General features: G+C 58.4%; 14 protein-coding genes. 8 read left to right on the top strand and 6 right to left on the bottom strand.

Going from position 1 to position 17,800, the window contains the following annotated elements:
• The first annotated feature begins 30 nt into the window (after positions 1 to 30).
• Positions 31 to 2,574 (top strand): S8 family peptidase, encoded by a 2,544-nt coding sequence (locus BGO16_RS05630; protein WP_292617602.1) that lies wholly within the window; start codon positions 31 to 33, stop codon positions 2,572 to 2,574.
• Here the strand turns inward: BGO16_RS05630 and BGO16_RS05625 are convergent.
• From BGO16_RS05625 to BGO16_RS05600, 6 genes are all read right to left on the bottom strand, one after another.
• Positions 2,571 to 3,365, bottom strand: coding sequence for a hypothetical protein (locus BGO16_RS05625; RefSeq protein WP_292617601.1), 795 nt, complete (start codon positions 3,363 to 3,365; stop codon positions 2,571 to 2,573). The two genes, BGO16_RS05630 and BGO16_RS05625, sit on opposite strands and share 4 nt — an antisense overlap.
• 25 nt (positions 3,366 to 3,390) lie before the next feature.
• Positions 3,391 to 4,800 carry an ATP-binding protein gene (locus tag BGO16_RS05620; RefSeq protein ID WP_292617600.1) on the bottom strand — a complete coding sequence of 470 codons (1,410 nt, stop codon included), beginning with the start codon at positions 4,798 to 4,800 and terminating at the stop codon, positions 3,391 to 3,393.
• A 279-nt stretch (positions 4,801 to 5,079) separates the two neighbouring features.
• A complete protein-coding gene (locus tag BGO16_RS05615; protein ID WP_292617599.1) occupies positions 5,080 to 6,561 on the bottom strand; it encodes a class I SAM-dependent DNA methyltransferase in 1,482 nt (493 codons plus the stop codon).
• Complete coding sequence (locus BGO16_RS05610) at positions 6,558 to 7,415, bottom strand: hypothetical protein (protein ID WP_292617598.1); 858 nt, start codon at positions 7,413 to 7,415, stop codon at positions 6,558 to 6,560. The genes BGO16_RS05615 and BGO16_RS05610 overlap by 4 nt, the downstream gene beginning before the upstream one ends.
• The gene (locus BGO16_RS05605) at positions 7,412 to 9,022 is read right to left on the bottom strand and encodes an AAA family ATPase (protein WP_292617597.1); all 1,611 of its coding nucleotides are present in this window, start codon (positions 9,020 to 9,022) and stop codon (positions 7,412 to 7,414) included. The genes BGO16_RS05610 and BGO16_RS05605 overlap by 4 nt, the downstream gene beginning before the upstream one ends.
• Positions 9,012 to 10,724, bottom strand: coding sequence for a restriction endonuclease subunit S (locus BGO16_RS05600; protein WP_292617596.1), 1,713 nt, complete (start codon positions 10,722 to 10,724; stop codon positions 9,012 to 9,014). Before BGO16_RS05600 ends, BGO16_RS05605 begins: the two co-directional genes overlap by 11 nt.
• Before the next feature lie 175 nt (positions 10,725 to 10,899).
• Between BGO16_RS05600 and BGO16_RS05595 the strand changes: the two genes are divergently transcribed.
• The 7 genes from BGO16_RS05595 (at position 10,900) to BGO16_RS05565 (ending at position 16,716) form a co-directional block, all read left to right on the top strand.
• Positions 10,900 to 11,214: a DUF1778 domain-containing protein gene (locus tag BGO16_RS05595; protein WP_292617595.1), complete on the top strand. Its 315-nt coding sequence runs from the start codon at positions 10,900 to 10,902 to the stop codon at positions 11,212 to 11,214.
• Complete coding sequence (locus BGO16_RS05590; RefSeq protein ID WP_292617594.1) at positions 11,123 to 11,722, top strand: GNAT family N-acetyltransferase; 600 nt, start codon at positions 11,123 to 11,125, stop codon at positions 11,720 to 11,722. Before BGO16_RS05595 ends, BGO16_RS05590 begins: the two co-directional genes overlap by 92 nt.
• 549 nt (positions 11,723 to 12,271) lie before the next feature.
• Positions 12,272 to 13,060 carry a PD-(D/E)XK nuclease family protein gene (locus tag BGO16_RS05585; RefSeq protein ID WP_292617593.1) on the top strand — a complete coding sequence of 263 codons (789 nt, stop codon included), beginning with the start codon at positions 12,272 to 12,274 and terminating at the stop codon, positions 13,058 to 13,060.
• The gene (locus tag BGO16_RS05580; protein ID WP_292617592.1) at positions 13,024 to 13,869 is read left to right on the top strand and encodes a competence protein CoiA family protein; all 846 of its coding nucleotides are present in this window, start codon (positions 13,024 to 13,026) and stop codon (positions 13,867 to 13,869) included. The genes BGO16_RS05585 and BGO16_RS05580 overlap by 37 nt, the downstream gene beginning before the upstream one ends.
• A 22-nt stretch (positions 13,870 to 13,891) precedes the next feature.
• Positions 13,892 to 14,995 (top strand): hypothetical protein, encoded by a 1,104-nt coding sequence (locus tag BGO16_RS05575; protein WP_292617591.1) that lies wholly within the window; start codon positions 13,892 to 13,894, stop codon positions 14,993 to 14,995.
• 110 nt (positions 14,996 to 15,105) lie between these two features.
• Positions 15,106 to 15,777 (top strand): hypothetical protein, encoded by a 672-nt coding sequence (locus BGO16_RS05570; protein WP_292617590.1) that lies wholly within the window; start codon positions 15,106 to 15,108, stop codon positions 15,775 to 15,777.
• Positions 15,778 to 15,915: 138 nt separating this feature from the next.
• The gene (locus BGO16_RS05565) at positions 15,916 to 16,716 is read left to right on the top strand and encodes a hypothetical protein (protein WP_292617589.1); all 801 of its coding nucleotides are present in this window, start codon (positions 15,916 to 15,918) and stop codon (positions 16,714 to 16,716) included.
• The last annotated feature ends 1,084 nt before the right edge of the window (positions 16,717 to 17,800 follow it).

Genomic DNA, 17,800 nt, shown 5'->3' with positions numbered 1-17,800 from the left:
AAGGAACAACTCATCGACAAGTAGGGTCTCATGGCGGAGCCTGACGATTACGGCGCAAAAAATCGCGCACACATTTCAATCAACGCCTTTCGCGAAACGGCGGCTTACACGTTCCCGGTCCGCAATCAGGAACGCAAACCGCTGCGCGAGGACTATGCCGCGCATGCGGCAACGATTCTCGATCAGCTTGCTGTGGCGTTGGGGGATCTGCCAGCACCGGGTGCCGATGCGCGACTTCCCGTCCCTGGCTTGAGGCGCGGTACGATCGTTGAAGTGACCACCGTTCCGCCGGCGGAGGGGTCGCGAACGAAAGCCATCAAGGTGCCGTCCACTCTTGAGTTCCCAACACAGGATGTTGTCGTGTTGCGCTCCGAGCGGAACGACGACAGGACGGAAAGCGCGCTCCTTTTCGTACCGGATGACGCGCGTGAGTTTCTGCGAACACGGATCACGGACTACGGCCGCGACCCGGGCAATCAGCGTCGGCCACACGTCGATCGCTTCGAGGCCGTCGAAACCGTCCGTATGACCGAAGCCCGTTCGCTCTTCAGCGCCGATGTCGATCTGGCTGCACCCGATCTCGTCTGGTGGGAGCTTTGGGTTCGCCAACCGATTGTAATCGGGGATCGGCTTGCTGAACTGGCACGCGGCGCTAATCTCGATGTTCACGCCGACCGACTTGTCTTTCCCGATACCACAGTGCTGTTTGTCCATGCTGCGGCCGCCGCGCTCGTTGCCTTTGCGGCGCGCGTACCTGGTGCGGTCACCGAGATCAGACGAGCGACGGGCACCATCGAGCCGTTCCTTGAACGCGGCGCGACCGGATTGGGGCAACACGACTGGGTGGCGGAGCTTGCCAGTCGCGTGACGTCGCCGGCCGGGGACGTGCCGGCGATATGCGCCCTCGATACCGGCGTGAATGCAGCTCATCCGTTGATCGCACCTGGCCTGGCGGGTGCCTGGGCCTACGACACAGCGTGGAGCGTGGATGATCATCATCCGGATGGTGGCCACGGAACGCCGCTGGCCGGCCTCGTGCTCTATGGCGATCTTGAGCCGCTGATGAACGACGCGCAGCCCGTAGCGCTCACTCACGCCGCCGAGTCCATGAAGCTGCTTCCGCCAAATGGCTTTCCGCCGACAACGCCGCCGAGCTACGGCGTCGTGACGCAAGGTGCAGTCGCCCTGGTCGAGATCGCCCGTCCGAATGTGCGCCGTAGCTTCTGCATCGCCACCACGGCCACCGATTTTCCGCCCGATCGTCCGTCCACATGGAGCGGAGCGCTCGATCAAGTTGCGGCCGGGTCGATGCCCGGTGATCCGGCCAATGGCGTCCCTGCATCGGAGCGTCCGAAACGTTTGGTGCTGACGGCCACCGGCAACGTCTCCGGCGGAATGATGGTGGATGTGGTACTGTCCCAGTCACTCGAAGATCCGGCGCAGAGCTGGAACGCGCTGACCATCGGAGGCTTTACGCGGAAAGAGCAGCCTCCCGCACCGCCGCCAGACCTTGAGCCGGTTGTTCCTGCCAACCATCGCAGCCCCTTCAGCCGTGGCTCGCAGTTGCTTCCCGACGACCTTGCACCGATTAAGCCGGAAGTGCTGTTCGAGGCCGGCAACATGCTCTCCGATACTTCGGGTTTTTGCGGCTGGGGACCGTCGGTCTCGCTGCTGGCGCCGGGATCCGACGTCGTGGCGGAGCCGCTGGTCCCGTTCTGGGCGACGAGTGCGGCCATCGGAATGGCCGGCAATTTCATGGGCAGGCTGCAGGCCGCACTGCCGACGCATTGGCCCGAGACGCATCGCGCCCTCACGATCGACTCGGCGCAATGGCCGCAACCGATCCGGAGAAAATTCATTGGGCGTGGCGCGAGCTGGAAGAGCGGATCGAAGGCCGAGAAACAGCAAATCTTGCGCGAGGTCGGTTTCGGCGTGCCAGACATCGAGCGCGCGATCCTTTCAGCAAGTAATGACGTCACGCTCGTCGCTGAAGCCGAGATCCAACCTTTCGCGTTCAGCGCGGATGGTCGGAGCGGCGTCTTCAATGAGATGCATTTTTACGACCTTCCGTGGCCGCAAACAGTGCTGGAGGGAATTGAGAACGAGAGCGTCATGATGAAGGTGACGCTTTCATATTTCATTGAGCCGAACCTGACCGGCAAGGCTGCGACACGACCCGATACTTATCGCTCATTCGGACTTCGCTTCGCCATGAAGAAGCGAACAGAAACAGACGCGCATTTCAAGAGCCGCATCTCCGCGAGCCAGGCCAAGGACGGGACCGAGTCGGAGGGCGAGAAAAGCTACTGGTTGCTCGGCCCCAAGGCGATTCAGGCGGGTTCGCTTCACTGCGATCTATGGCGAGGGCCAGCGATCGAGCTCGCCGGGCATGATGCTATTGCGGTGTATCCTGTTGGGGGATGGTGGAAATCGCACGTCGGCCAAAAACGGGTGACCGACAAGGCGCGCTATTCCTTGCTCATCTCGATTTCGGCACCCGGTCAAGCCGTCGATCTCTATTCAGAGATCGCAACCCAAGTCGAGGTGAAGGAACTGCAAGTTTCCATCAGCTAAGCTAGCCGAGTGAACCCGCCATTCGCTAAGGAGACATATTCGCCGAGCATCTTTAGCGCCATTTCGTCTACTGTATTGAAGTCCGCCAGCATCTGGGCGTGGAAAACTAATGGCTTGGCATTCTCCTGGAAGGAATGCTGTATCCACGGCCGAAATCGACCGAGCCGAAGCTGCTCAGCCGATAGCCGATCGTACTCCTTGAAATCGCCATTCCGTCCAGCTTCGGCCATTTTTGCCTCGAAGTCGCGGTAAGCGGCTTCATCTTTCTCCTCGATCACGTACGGGGGGATGTAGAGCGGAATTCGATGAGCGAGGGCGTGCCTCAATCCTGTGAGATAACGGAACCAATCGTCAAGCGTCTTGAGATAGTCCTGCAATTCCTGTGAGAGCGTGCCGCGGACTGCCGTATTGTCAGGCCCCAAGCCAACGTAACCGTCTCGAATTGGCGTACCGTCGGCACGCTTCTGTCCATTCTCCGCCATCCAAATCCACGCAAGATTATCGATTGCTCCAAACACGTTGAAAATGAAGCTTTGAATATTAATCGTTGCGTCGGTCAGTTCATCGCGCGAGGGCAGTTCAGTTCGGTCCGGCGGGATCGCTTCGAAAACGTTGGTGATGCACCGAGCCATAACTTTCAAACGCCGCGGAAATCCTTGTTGGGCGAATTCCCGCGCACGTCGGTTCTTCAACTCTAGTAGAATGTATTTTTCGAGCAGCGCATTGAGCTTTCCGCCGAACGCGGCGTAGCCGTCGGCAAGCTGCTTCAAGGCGTCGTCGGAAAAGTACATGGAGCGCGCCCCTTCGTCTGACATCTTAAAGCAACTTGACTGTGTTCGCTCCGGTCCGGGAAAACTCCCTTTCTACCGCCTCACGCGTTAGCCAGTCGTCAGGATTGAACCAGCCGACGTTGCCGAAAATCTGAAAGAAGGGCAAGGCAACCCGACGCAGCGCTTCAAAGTAGCTGTCTCGTAACAGCGCCCAGTCTAAGACGATGTTCTTTGGGAAGCGATCGTCAGCCAAAGTCCCGCCGCCTGCGACATGACGAAAATGGTCCCATGCTAGCATTCGGCCCTTTAGGCCACGCCACTCCATTCGGATCACCACCTGAGTCACCCCCGAGATCTCCAGCCCGACGAGGCGGGCATGAGCGAGGAGCGAATGTATTGTAATCAAGATCCACATCGGTGTCAGGTGCGGTGGTGCCTCATCGCCTGCGCGTCGCCAATCATCTCGGTAAGACTCAACACTCACGCAAATTCCACGTTCATAGATTCGCCAGTAGTCGAACGCGCTCGAGATCAGGCTGGTATTCTCAACCCGCATTCCCTCCAGATACGTTACCTCCTCGCCCGCCAGTGTCGACGTACGAACCTGCGGTGCGCGCTCCGCGACGTTTAGAGGCAGAAAAGAACTCCACCCAAAATTCGCATAGCGGTGCATTTCGATCGAAACACGCTCGTTCAGTGCGCGCGGATTAGGAATTTCGATGAGAGCTCCATCGCTCCCGACAAGTGCGTAGCCGAGACTCGAGTAGTTGGTGCCAGCTCGCAGAATGTCATCCCGGTATTCTGGATCAACCCTCTCTGCCAGAAGTCGTGTCTGCGCCGTGAAATCCTGCGCTGTGTCATCGAGCGCCGCCCGCAGGAGGCCAATAGCCTGTTCTCCCGGCTTCGATTGTCGAGCAAGCGACTGGCGCAACACACTGCCGAGAAGATCACTCCGATGAGAGAGGCAGCGATCGAGTAGCGCGTTCCAGTCGTCCGGGCTGCGGATGGGCGTGCTCTCTGGTCCCGGCGCGCGGATATAGATCGTTCCCTGGGTCACGCCAATCGAGCGATGCCGGATATCCTGCGGTCCATCAGCTATCGCAACGACCGGGCGCGCGCCATGTGGCGGAACCACAACGACCGGATACGTCACACCTTCATGCACGACGTGTTCGACGAGCAACTGTATCCGTGGATCGAGATATTTCTTAACGATACCGGTGATCGCATCTTGGCTGAACAGGCTAAGCTCCAGCTCGGTCTTTCCAAGAGGCATTCTTGTCTTGTCATCCACGCCAAAAATCAAATAGCCGCCGCCATGATTAGCTAGGGCGGCTATGTGACGGGCAAGCTTTGCGCGAGCCTCACCGTCCCCCGTGTCCATCCACGCCTTGAACTCAATGCCAAGGTTCTCGCTCGTCCCCGCTAATAGATCCGATAAGTCAACAGAAGCCATAGTTCCCTCGAGGCAATAGAGTGGCCGCGCCGCGTCAATGCAATTGTCAAATCGTTTTAAGCATGTCCGTGATCGATCGGCATGGCATCCGCCACTACGTATCGCACCGGCCCGTTCACCATCTATATGGCTGGCGGGCAGGGCGACCGCCAGAGTGGTTTAGCGAACGCTTTCAGGCCGAGTATCACTGCGAACGGCTCTTCGAGGAGCGCACCGACGCGTTGTGGAATGGGGGTGACACGTGTGCCTCAGAAGGCGCCCAGAATCAGCCTATATCCATTAACCGGACGGCGGCTTGGAGATCAGAGCTAGCGCTCGCTGGAGGTCCTCAGTAACGAGTCGCGAAATTTCCTCCAGTCGCGCCAAGCCCGGCGTCCGCTGCTGCATGAAAGGATCATCCCACGCGAGATCCAAACGACAATCCGGCGTCGACAAGATCTGGGCCGTGCCGAAGCTGCGGAGCCGCGACGCTGCTTGGGCGCCGGCTACGTGGACGTCGGACTGGAATCCTGCCCTGAACAATGTCACGAATTCTTTTAGATCTTCTCGTTGTAGGGGCTTCGTCTTTAAGGAAAAGCGCTTGTCCGAGCGAAGGTCGTAGACCCAGATCTGCTCGGCAGGACGATCTATTTCGACCTTGCGCGGTTTGTCAAAGAATATGACGTTTGATTTGACGCCTTGAGCATAGAACAGGCCCGATGGAAGACGAAGCAAAGCATGAATTCGGCACGATTCAAGGAGGCGTCGCCGAACAGCGGATGCGGCTCCGGTTTCGAAGAGGACATTGTCAGGAACGACAACAGCCGCTCGTCCGCCCGGCTTAAGCACAGCAAAGATGTGCTGCAAGAAGTTCAGTTGCTTGTTGGCCGTCTGAACCCAAAAATCGGGGCGGACAATCGTAAGCGTATCGTCGTTTCTCGGTCCGCGGCGCTCTTGGGCATAAGTCACACTTCCTTTAGTACCGAAGGGCGGATTGGTTAGGACGATATTGGCCTGGGCTTTCGGAGGCTCTTTCAAACTGTCTTCGCACGCCACCGGCAGTTCGTTGTCGTCGTTACCGCCTACACCGTGAAGCAGAAGGTTCATCGTAGCGAGCCGTGCAACCTCCTCGACGAGTTCAACGCCGCGGATGGATTTGGTGGCTAGTTTAGTTCGTTGGCTACGCGTCATCCGCGGATTCTCGCGTTGCAGGTAATCGTGTGCAGCTAGAAGGAAACCCGCAGTTCCACATGCTGGATCGCAGATAACTTCACCGAGTTGTGGGTTCACGCACTCTACAATGGCTTCGATCAGCGGACGTGGCGTGAAATATTGGCCGGCACCGCTTTTTGTGTCACGTGCGTTCTTCTCAAGGAGCCCCTCATAAGCATCGCCCTTCACATCGGTTGATAGCCCGGTCCACTCGGTCTGCCCGATCAAGTCAACGATTAGAAGGCGTAGTTTTGCTGGATCGCGAATTTTGTTCTTCGCATTTCCGAAGATGAGACCGAGCATGCCGCCGTGCTTGCCAAGAGCGACCAAAATGCGGGCGTATTGGCGATGCATCGCCTCCGCGTCGAGGCCGTCCAACGAGCGCCATCCATATTTCTTCGGAACAAGCCCACCCTCTTGCTCGTCTGCCATTTTCAGAAACAGTAGATATGTCAGCTGTTCAACGTAGTCCGGATAAGAGAGGCCATCGTCCCGTAGAACGTTGCAGTATTGCCAGAGCTTGCGGATGAGGGCAGCTGCACTCTCCGTACCTGTGCGGCTGTCTGTCATTGCGGTAACCTCAGTACAACGTCCCGAACCCACCACACATGCTTGAACGACTCGACATATACTCGGGCCGCAGACGAATACTCTTCGCGCTGATTCATAAAGCCATGCAGGTCGCGAATGGAATCCTTGAAAGCCTCACTGGCCACGGGCATGCCGTTGAAGTCGGGAGGAGCCTCACGCTGGCCTCTTTCAACGGTACGCTCGATGAGGTTGTACAGTGTCAAGCGGGCTTCTACGAACTTGGGCCAATTGAGATGCAGACCTAGACGGCTCGCGTCGATCTTGGCTTCGGCGATGGGATTGTTTCTGTATTCCGGAGAGAGGTCGATTTCACCATTTGGCTTGAACGAAAGGAGGATCGGGTCGCCCGGATGGGTAGGATCGAGCAACGCCGGACATTCGAGATTCAAATTGTCTACGGGCGCTAGCGCTCGTACTCCTGCCGGAAGGAGCGGGAAATGATCGGCTTTGCCGCCGGCGACTCTCGCGCCCCGCGCGCGCCGCGGTCGGTTCGCACGTTGACAGCTGAGGCGCATATTTCGCCAATCGAACGCAAGCCAATAGTAACCTGGGTGTCCTCGATCCTCCTTCACCGCGAGCTTCGGCCGGAAGTGATCGATATCGTTGTCCGCACCTGGAGTCTTGCATTCGGTGTACCAGCATTTGCCGAATGAGACCGTTTCGAACGCCTCGCGGAGCGCTGTCCAGCGCGCCTGATGGTTGTTGATTAGTGCGGCACGGCGCTTCGGATCCGCTTCAGCCATGACTGTCTGTTGAGCGGCCTGTAGGTCCGCTAACAGTTCACGGATATGGGGAAGAATCGCCTCGAGATTAATGAAACGCATCTTGCTCAATGCGCCCCATTCTCACGTCGAAGATCGGCGACGATCCGCGCTGCGAGTTGCGCGCGTTGCTCACGTTGCTCCGCAGTCAATTCAACGGCGTGCCGCCAGGCTGGATCCTCGTGTTCAGTCCATGCCTTGAGAAATTGATGGTAGAGCGGATCTCTAATCGTTTGATCAAAGCCGCGTCCCCGCAAATCCTCCTTTAGGAGTCGCATTTCCTCCTCTTCCTCAGGTGTGAGCTCGGACTTCATCGCAAGGATACGTTGGCGATCCAGGTCAGCCTGTGTCTTTGGGTCAAGCGTTGATCGCAGTCGAAAGAGATCGCTGGTCAGAATAGCCGCGACGCCCATTCCGCGGGGATCTTGGTCGGGAAGCTCGGCAATGGCCCGCCCTTGGCTGTCTCGCCGAAAAATCTGTACTTGCGCTCTTTCCAAGCCTGCGAAGACCAGCGGATCATGTGTCGACATGACGATATGGCAACTGTCCCGGCCGCGAATGAAGCGGTCCAAGAAAGCCAGATACTGTGTGCTCCAAGCCGGGTTAAGATGAGTGTCGGGCTCGTCCAGTAGGAAAAGGGCTTCGTCGCGAGCTGTGAATTTCAGTAGGCCAAGAACGAGCAAAAGTTGCTGCTCTCCTTCGCTGAGATCGCGATAAGTGACTTCGCCACCGCCGGCGGCGGGCGTCATACGAACGCGCGTTCGCACTTCGCCCAATACTTTGGAGAGGTGCATACTCTCAAGCGCGGTAAAGAATGCGTACTGATTGCCATAGGATTTGTAGACTTCGGCGAGTGCTTCAGGTTGGGCCAGGAAAAGATAGAGGCTCTCGACCGCCGGGTTTTTCGTGAGGTCAACGGCGATGCGCCGATCCATCCGGATCGGCAACATAGCTCTTTCGTAGAGACGGCTGAGGAATTCTTGGACCTCCCCGACGGCGTTCCAGAAACGTGGATCACCGCCCTTGCGGTTCCAGGGGGGACGCTTAAGCGCGAACAGAACGCTATCGAGGCCATCGATCTGGAGATGGTCGCGCAAGAATGATCGGTCGTCGTCCGACGCGGTCGTCATTTCCATGAAGAACGCGATGAGTGCGAATTGACCGTGAAGAGTTTGCGCGTAAAAGAGGCGTCGTAGGCTGTTAGGATCAGCTAACTTCTTGCCGCGTTGGGCAGGGGCTTTAATGATCCAGCTGTAGTACCGCTCCCGATGCTTCTCATATATCGAGGCAAGCCTGTCACTCGGTCCAGAGTAATAGCCAAACACGAAGGCTGGCCGATAGAGGGGACGACCGTCCGGATCTTCCGCCATGAAGCGCTTGCGCGGTAGTTCACGGTACTCTTGTTCTGAATGTTCCTTCGACCAGAATAGTGGATATTGATCTGCCTGGGCGCGAATTTCGATATCGTGATCGCGGCAGCGATATTTGAGATGGTATGCAAACGGCGCTTCCTGATCCAAATCGAGGTTCCGGAAGATCAGCGACAGGGCCTCGATCAGATTCGATTTACCCGCGCCGTTCTCACCAACCAGCACGGTGCAAGAAGAGCTCTCGTCAAAATCGACGCGCAAATCTCGGAGATTTTTGAATTCTCCGATGGTGACCTCGTCAAGGCGCATTAATCGCCTCCAACTCGGCATTTTCTATAACGTCGTCTGTCTTACGAATGGTTTTCCCAAGCTGCGTCCTCAGTGCGAGATAGAAGAGTTCGACGTGCTCGGGCTGATCTCTGTCGAAGCCAGCTTGGCTAAAAAGCTCTGGTAGCGATAGCGGGCGACCGGCGCCTCGTAGGACCGCAGCCAAGTCCGAGCTTAAAAGAGGCTTCTGCTTCGGCGCTGCTCGCTTGATGGACACAGGAGTTTCTCCGCTTTCAACATCGGCTGGTCGGAATTCGGTCGCGTCTCGCGGAGGTGGCCCAAGCCGCTCCAGGAGGGCTGTGGCCGGCTCGTCCGTGGGATCTTGAGGCGTCAGCTCACCGCCCACCGCGGCGGCGAGCAGCTCTTTCTCCATCTCAGGCAAGCGCCGGAGCGACGTATTGACCGCCTCGATCTGAAGCGCGGCGCTGTCCAATCTATTGCGAGTTTCGGCTACAATGCGCGCTTGCTCCTCGGGAGGCGGTAATGGGAACGGAAGTGTTGCAAAGCGCGAGGCCCCGAGGTGTTGTATACCGACACCGCGAGCTGCCTGGGCAAAAACGCCGGATGCACCGTAGTGCCGAAACACCAACAAGGCGTACTCCGGCGCCACTGAATGCGGCCTGAAGCGGATGACCGTATTTTGATAGCAGCACCCGTCGACTTCTCCCTTCCATAGCGCTGCCCGGCCGACCTGCGCTCCGCTTCCAGAGGCTTCCGTCAGGAGCACATCGTTGACCTTCAAGGCAAAAGTTTCCCGTTCCGCTGGCGTGAAGTCCATTTCCAGCAGGTCGGTGAGATCTAGGCCGTGAGGCGTGATATTCGCGGCACGTACATATTTTGTCGCGTGCCGGCCGGTGTGCTTGCCAGGCGAGCGCTGACGGCCTACCGCGACGTCGCCCAAATCACCTACGCTCACCCACTTCCAACTGGAGGGCAGCGGTCCCGAGGCGGCTTCAGGATCGCTCACACTGTGATCGTCTTGGTCGGGCAGACTGGGTGGCGCTGCTTTCCGTCGCGGCCGCCGCGAGGAAATATTTAGTTGCTGCGTCGGTCTCGCTTGCTCTTGACTCCCGACTGTCGACGATCTTTGCGGTACGAGTTCGCCGGCAATAGCCGCCGCCATAGTCTCACGAACCTGCTCGTTGAGGTGGGCGAGGGCGGATTGCAGTCGATTTCTCGCCTCGCGTATCTCCGCACGCCGCTGTTGGGTTATTTCCGCGATCCGTCTCTGCTCATTAAGGGGCGGCAATGGGAAGGTGAGCTCGGCGAAGCGAGCGGCACCTAAATGCTGTATGCCCACGCCGCGTGCGACGCGCGCGAATACGCCTGACGCGCTAAAATGCTGAAATGCCACCATCGCATATGCGGGCAGAACGAGGTGTGGCCTGAACCTAATGACCGTGTTCTGATAACAACAGTCTTCGATTTCGCCTTGCCAGAGTCCGGCGCGTCCGACCTGAGCGGCGCTCCCCGACGCTTCGGTCAGCAGAACGTCGCCGATGTGAAGCGTAAAGGTCGCACGCTCCGCGGGGGTGAAATCCATCTCCAGCAGATCTTTGAGATCGATGCCTTCGGGAGTGATGTTCGCAGCGCGCACGTACTTGGTCATGTTTCGACCAGTGTGCTTGTCGGGCGAGCGTTGACGGCCAAGACGGATGGATCCCGCTTGATCGACGCGGACCATCAGCCATCCGGTTGGCACTTCGCTGGCTTTCGGCACTGATCCTTGTCCATTCTTCCCAAAGGGGTTCTATCCGCAGCAACGAAGCACACGGGGCGCAGGTGAACCCGCAGGCATGTCATAGCGGAAGCCCCTTGCCACGTCCGGCTCGTAGCCGTACATTAATCGCTCTATAAGGATGAAGGCAATGGCCCGCCGGACTGCCAGAGCGAAAAGGCTATCGCCGACACGGAGTAAGCGGCTCGAGGCGCGGATTTCGGCGGAGCAGAAGGATCTGTTTCTACGTGCGGCCGAGTTGCAAGGCCGCACGCTGACGGACTTCGTGATCGGGAGCGTTCACGAGGCCGCTGTCCGCACTATTGAAGACATGCGGATGATTCGGCTTACGGCGGAGGAAAGTCGTGCATTTGCCGAGGCGGTCCTCCAGCCGCGGGAGCCACCGGCGCGGCTCAAGGCGGCTGCGCAACGCCATATTCGAAACCTGGATCACTAAGCTGTTCGACCGCAACCTTCTCCGTATCGATCCACTCAGCGGCATCCACGATCGCTCAGGGTTTGATAGTCGCGTTGAGCCGCTCGATCGTTACCTTAAGGCTCATTCTGGTCACGATGATCGGACACGCCTAGCGTCCTGCTTCGTGCTGTCTCAAGGGGAGCAAAAAGCCATTGGGTTTTATACGCTCGAGGCGACCTGGATTTCTCTAGTGGATCTCCCCTTGCCGATCGCCAAAAAGATTCCGAGCTATCCAGTGGCGCCTGCAGTCTTGATGGCGCGGTTTGCCGTTGACAACAAGATGCGTGGATGCGGCTTGGGGAGGTTCATGTTGATGGATGCGTTTAGCCGCGTGCTGAGCAGCCAAAAAAACATTTATGCTTTGATAGTCGAGGCCAACGACGAGGCCGCAGTAAGCTTTTACAAGGCACACTGTTTCTTGCGCCTTGCGGTGTCCGGTCGGCGGCTTTTTCTGCCTTTCGCGGAGATTGCCAAGCTGTTCACATAAAACGCCTCGATCCGTTAGTTGGTGAAAAGTCTCCCATCTTGGGACGCCATGTCTGCGGCGAGCGCCGATCGAGCGTGATACAAGCGTTGACGGTCTTTCTCTCTGGCTGTTTCGCGGCAGTGATGCTGGTGTGAGATTGCAGAAACCGACCGATCGATAGCGATAGTTGTCGAAGCCGCGCAAAATTTGAATCGGCAAATTTCTCTTTGAAATCAAAAGCGAAAAATTTTGACGGACTGGCAGTCGGATTTAGGCCATCAAAGAGATTTTTTTGCGCTTAAAATTCAGTGAGTTATGATGGCTAGAAACCATCGAGTGGGAGTGATTCAGGTCTCCCGGTGCCTATCGCGATCTTTCGCGAGCTGCGACATAAACAACTGATTTTCAACAGTTATTCTGATTGTATCGTTCGCGATCGTTTGACCGCGAGCGCTTCCCACTAACGATGTGGGTGACGGGCTCAGAATTTTGTCTGACGCGCTTATGACGGACACCGTCAAGCTCCTTCAGTCAAGCGATCGCGGGTAAATCGATATAAGATACTGATAATTGCCTCAGGCCGAGCAGCGGTCCTGGGCGCGGATCGTTGATCTCGCACACCGGGACTTGCCACAGCTTGCCGTGTCGCACCTGACGCCCGTCATCCGCGTCACCGACCTCGAGGCCGCGAACACGCAGACGCAAGAGGTGTTCGCAACAGAGGGTGCTGTAATCGCGGCCGCGGCGACGCCGCTCCAGTGGCTTCGGCCATCCGATCATGATCCTGATCGAATGCCGATCGGAGAGGTGATTGCGATTGAGCCCGGTGATGCCCCAGAGACCGAGTTGCCTGTCGGCGCCGGGCGCGTGCGAGGCCTTGTTCTTCACAAGCTCATGGAGGAGTTGTTCACCGGCGAACTGGTCGAGGAAAGATCGGATATCGCCGCGCGCGCACGGCTGCTGATGACGCAGCTGATCATTGACGCTGACGAGGATGCGCAGCTCCCGGACCCCGAGGAGATCGCTGCGACCATCGAGCGGACTCTCGCGCTCCCCGAAATCGCCAGACTGAGGCCGAGCCTTGTCCCCGAATGGCCAATTTATGCGATCCTTTCGGCCTCGTCCGAGCCGGCGGCGCTGGCTGGCCGGATCGATGCGATCGGGCTGCAAGACAATCAGCCCGTCGTTGTGGTGGATTGGAAGAGCGACGTATCGCCAAGCGAGCAGGATGTGCGCGGGCACTCGGCCCAGGTGGCGAACTATCTTCATGCGACCGGAGTGCCGCGGGGCGCCATTGTTTACATGACGACGGGCGTCATTCGATGGGTCACGGCAAGCACGCCGCAGGGGGATGCGTGACGAGCCCCGGTTATGAGAATCCAGATCCGGCCCGCGCGGTTCGGAACAAGACCGATGTCCCTGCAGGAGATGCGGTCCTGTTGGGGCAGCTATTTGCCTGCACTGAGCAAGGCGGCGCGCTCGTTGCCGAAGCGACCGACGGTCGACTGCTGCATATTGACGGGGTTCCTTCCGGCCTGGCCTGCAATTGCATCTGCCCTGGTTGTGGCAGGCAGATGGTCGCAAAGAAGGGGAGCGTGCAGGCGCATCATTTCGCGCACTATGCCCAGCAGGATGGCCGCACATGCGTGTCGGCGGGCGAGACCGCTCTCCACAAGTTTGCCAAACGGGTTCTCAACGATCGCTTGGAAATAGCCTTGCCGGCGATGATCGTGAAAGGGCAGGGCGACCAGGAGGTCGTTGTGCAGGCCGAGCGGCGAACCTTCGATCGCGCCATTCTGGAAAAGAAAGAGGGGCAGATTGTCCCCGATGTCGTCTTACTGCTTCGCGATCGACGTCTGATTGTTGAATTTAAGGTGACGCACGCCTGCGGCGAAAAGAAGATTGCGCGCATTCGGGAAATGGATGTCGGCGCGATCGAGATCGATCTTTCAAACTACCGCGATCACAGGCTGAACGACATTGGCGATCAGATCCTCTATGACGCGCCGAGGGGCTGGCTCCACAATCCACGCGAACGTGAAGCTCGGGAGAAGCTGCAGGACCGAGCAAGAGAACGCGCCGAAGAGAGGCAAAAGCAGGTAGGTCGTCTTCAGCGGCCTTTATCGCCACCGAACGCCCTCCCGGAAGAGCGGCAATGGCGCCTGTGAAACAGCCGCCAGGAGAGACGGATTGGGCGATTTGATCAATCTTCCGATTGAGGGCGCCGGCTGTTTCACCGTGCCGGTGGCGGAGTGGCAGGCCGCGGTTCTGCTGAGGTTGATGTCTGGCGAGGATAAAGTCTTCCGGACTCGCAACGGGACGGCGACGCTTCGCCAGCACGGATGGGTTGACCGGACGTTTGCGGATATATCGGATGAGCTTGCTTCGGCCGTAAAGGAAACCGGAGTGCCATTCAACTCGCCGCCAAAGGCAGTCGAAGCTTACCTTCAACAACTTGAACAACGCGGGCTCGTGATCTCCGGCGCGACGGAGACGTGGCGTATGTCGGAGACACTGCGTCGAAGGATCGAAGAGGCGCGCGAACTCCGAGAACGTCCCCATCGACGTAAGTCGGACATGTGCGATCTGGTCGGCGATATTGTTTCCCGCATTCCCCAGGAGGAAACGGCATCCTTCACCTTTGAGAACTGGTGGAAGCTCGCGCTTCCGGGACGCGGTTACTCGCCATTCGAAGCCGCGCAGTTCAACGAACGGGACTGGCAGACGTTCAGGCATGAACTCGTCAATATTCCGACCCAGATACGGTTCTCCCCGCGAGAAACACTGGATTTGATGGGGCTGCCCTATCAGGGCGTATTGGGCCGAGCAGTCGAACAGAAGCGTCTTGAGGAACAGGAGCGCGAGCGTGCGAAGCTGGCCAAGTTGGAGGCTGATAAAGCAGCTCGTTTGGCGAACCTACGCGACCGGGCCAGCAAGAATATCGGCAGCGAAGCCGAAATCTGGATCAGCATCTCAAATGCAGTGACAGGAGGGCGATCGCCTCTGGACGCCGCCGCAAGTGGGGAAAGTGGATATGAGGATGCGCTTCGCGCGCTCGACAGGCGTATAGACGAAATCGCGACGCTGCAACGGGCGGCAGACCGAAAGGCCAAGGCTGTCACAGCGCTCGAAGCAGTCGCCTATACGCGGTATTACGATCCCACCCGCGCCGCCTTGTGGATGCGTAGTAAGCGGCGAGAATTGGGTGGCAAGTCGCCGGAGGAATTCACCACCGATGACGCTACGCGGCAGCGATGCGTGGATCTGTTGCCGACGAAACGTTCACATCGATAACCGCCGCGGTGAGCCTGGATATGTTTCTGATGACATGGCTTGGCGCTGCGACGTGTAGAGCAATTGCATTTTACCAGTCGCGTTTCGTTTTAAAAAAAGGGGGACAATAGGTGGCATCTGTCGCACGATATGTCGTTGACCGGTCGCCGGACCAGGTTCGGCTCGCTTTCAAGAGCGTGCTCGAAATCTGCAAGGAAAAGAACATCACCAGCGTGACATTGGTGATCCCGCAGAAGGGCGGCTTCGATCGGACCATCGTGGCCGAATTCCTCGGGGCTAACATCGTAAAGGCGCTCGTCAAGGGGCAACCCGTTCTGGTGGCCCAGGGCGTTCAGATGAAGTTGGAGAGCGCGCAGACCTTCCGGGGAAGTTCATCAGTTGGGCTTTTGATCGGCGCCCATATCTCGGACAAGGACATGAACAAGCTGGACGATGCGATCGGAGCGCAGGCGATCGTCTATCTTCCTTGGAACGACACCGAGGGCAAAGACTGGCAGGCGACCTGGGGAGCCCAGATCGTAGGAGCGACCACTGCGCCGGCGCCGGCCGACAGCCTGACCGAGCCCGTGGAAGAGGCGCTGCAAAGCCTGACCGACACCATCAATCTGGGTACAGGTCTCGGTCATCCCTCAGACAAGAAGCACGCAGAGCGTACAATCTCGCGGCTGCGTCAGGAGGGGCATTCGTTTGATCCCGTTGAAGTCCGCCGGTGGGCTCAGCGGAACGGCTGGTCCTCAAGCGCGGCCGCCGACCTGGAAAAGATAACGCGCAAACCGACCTGACAACGATGCCGTTGGAGGGAAGAGCTAGATAGCAGGGCGAGAGGGCAACACTGGTAAAGGCGAAGGTGGCCGGTCACGCTTGACGAAACTTACAATTCATGGGAGTTATTAACTCTCACTTTCTGGGAGTTTCGAATCGTGGCTCGTCCGGGACGTTCTGCCGCCAATGTCTTCACATCAAGGGAGGTCGCCATTGCGGCCGACCTCACCGCGCGCAATTTCGCTTTGCTGGCTGACCAGAATCTGGCGCCCGAGCCGTCCAACGACGGGTTGGGGAAGGCCGGTCATCGCACCTATGATAGCGCAGGACTTGCGCACGCCGCGTTGATCGGGGCCCTGAATCTGGCCGGATTTGAACTGTTGGTCTCGGCCCGGCTCGCGGCGGCCTTTGCGGGTGATTACGGCGCAAGCTACGGCAGATTGCCGTCCAACCTGAACGCTTTCGTTCGTGGCGAGATGAATCCCAACAAGGGCCTGCCCTGGGGTGCAATGCCGAAAGATCTCACGATCGATTTCGAACAGGATTATTGGTTGCACCATCTGCTGCGTAATCGATCGGAGGTCTACAAGCGGGGGATCGCCATTCGGGGCGATTGCATCATCGAGATTGCGGATCATGCCTTTGTGCTGACGACGACACTGGGACTCGAGAAGATCAAGATCTTCTCGCCGGTTTCGCGCGAGGGACTACCTGCAAATCCCGACTATCGGATCGTGGGCCGGGGCGCCTCCGCGCAGATTGTCCCGATCCACCAGGAGGTCGACAGTCTCGATTTTCAGATCGATCCGAAGTCGGCAGAAAAAATGCGGCGCCTCGAACAGGAATATATCAGTGGACGCACCGACGCTGTGACCTTGGTGCGGGTCAATCTCTCGCTTGCAATCCGCAACGCCTTTGATCGGGTGCAAGACGATCGCGAGTCCAAAGCTGCTGCCTAGTGCGGCGCAGCAAGCGAGAGAGATAACCGTTATGTCGCTGACTGCCACGGAGCTGTCCCATCAGGAGAAGTTGAAGTCTGCGCTGCAGGCGGAAACGAGCGCGCGCAAGCTCGAAGAACTCGCCGCCGGGCTTTTGGGACGGCTGCTGGGCATTTCGATAGCGGTGGCGAAGTCCGGATTTCAACATGGAGGTGACGCGGGGACTGCCGGGCAGCAGGGGCGCCGGCTCCGGCTGGAGTGCAAGAAATACAGCGATGATACCCGGTTGAGCGACCGTGAGCTGCTTGGCGAAATCGATCATGCGCTGGCGCGGGACGAAGCGCTGGAAGCGTGGATATTGATAGCGACCCGCAGCGTTCCGGAACAACTCGCGCAAGATCTCGTCCAGAAAGGCGAACGGCTGGGTGTTCCCGTCCTCATCATCGACTGGAAGGATCATGAGCTGGCGCCGCTCGCCGCGCTGTGCGCGTCGGATCCCGATCGCGTCGAAGCCGAATTCTCGAAGGCGGCGGCGGATGAGGCGCGTGCGCTCCAGCCCGCGACGGGAGATGCGATAAGTGCGCTGCGTCGAAATTTACAGGTCTGGTGCCTCGGCTTCGAGAGCTTGCGATTGCAATCGCATCGCAAACTTGAGGAGATCTGGACGTCACAGCGAACGTCAAATGCGGCACTGGGCCAGGATGCGGCGGGAGGCGCACAGCCCAAGAAAGTACGGCGGCAAGCTGTCCATAGCGCGCTAGATGATTGGTGGAGCGGCGCTGCACGCGATGATGCTCCCGTCGCCGTCATCGGTTGGGACGGTGTCGGCAAAACCTGGGCTGCACTCGACTGGCTGATAGCAAGCATGGCCGAGCAGCCGATCGTGCTGACGGTTCCATCTTCCGCGCTTGCTGGTTTGACAGAGGTCTCGGAAGCAGCCCTTAAGCGGTTCTTGTCTGAACGCATCTGTGATCTGACCGGCATTCGTGATGCCGAGCACTGGCTTCGTCGGCTCGATTATCTGCTCAGGCGGCCCAAGGAGGAGGGGCCGGTTCTCACGATCCTGCTCGATGGTCTCAATCAGGAACCTTCGATCCCCTGGCTG

The sequence above is a fragment of the Nitrobacter sp. 62-23 genome, assembly GCF_001897285.1.
Classification (GTDB): Bacteria; Pseudomonadota; Alphaproteobacteria; order Rhizobiales; family Xanthobacteraceae; genus Nitrobacter.
This window is presented reverse-complemented; position numbering and strand designations above follow the sequence as displayed.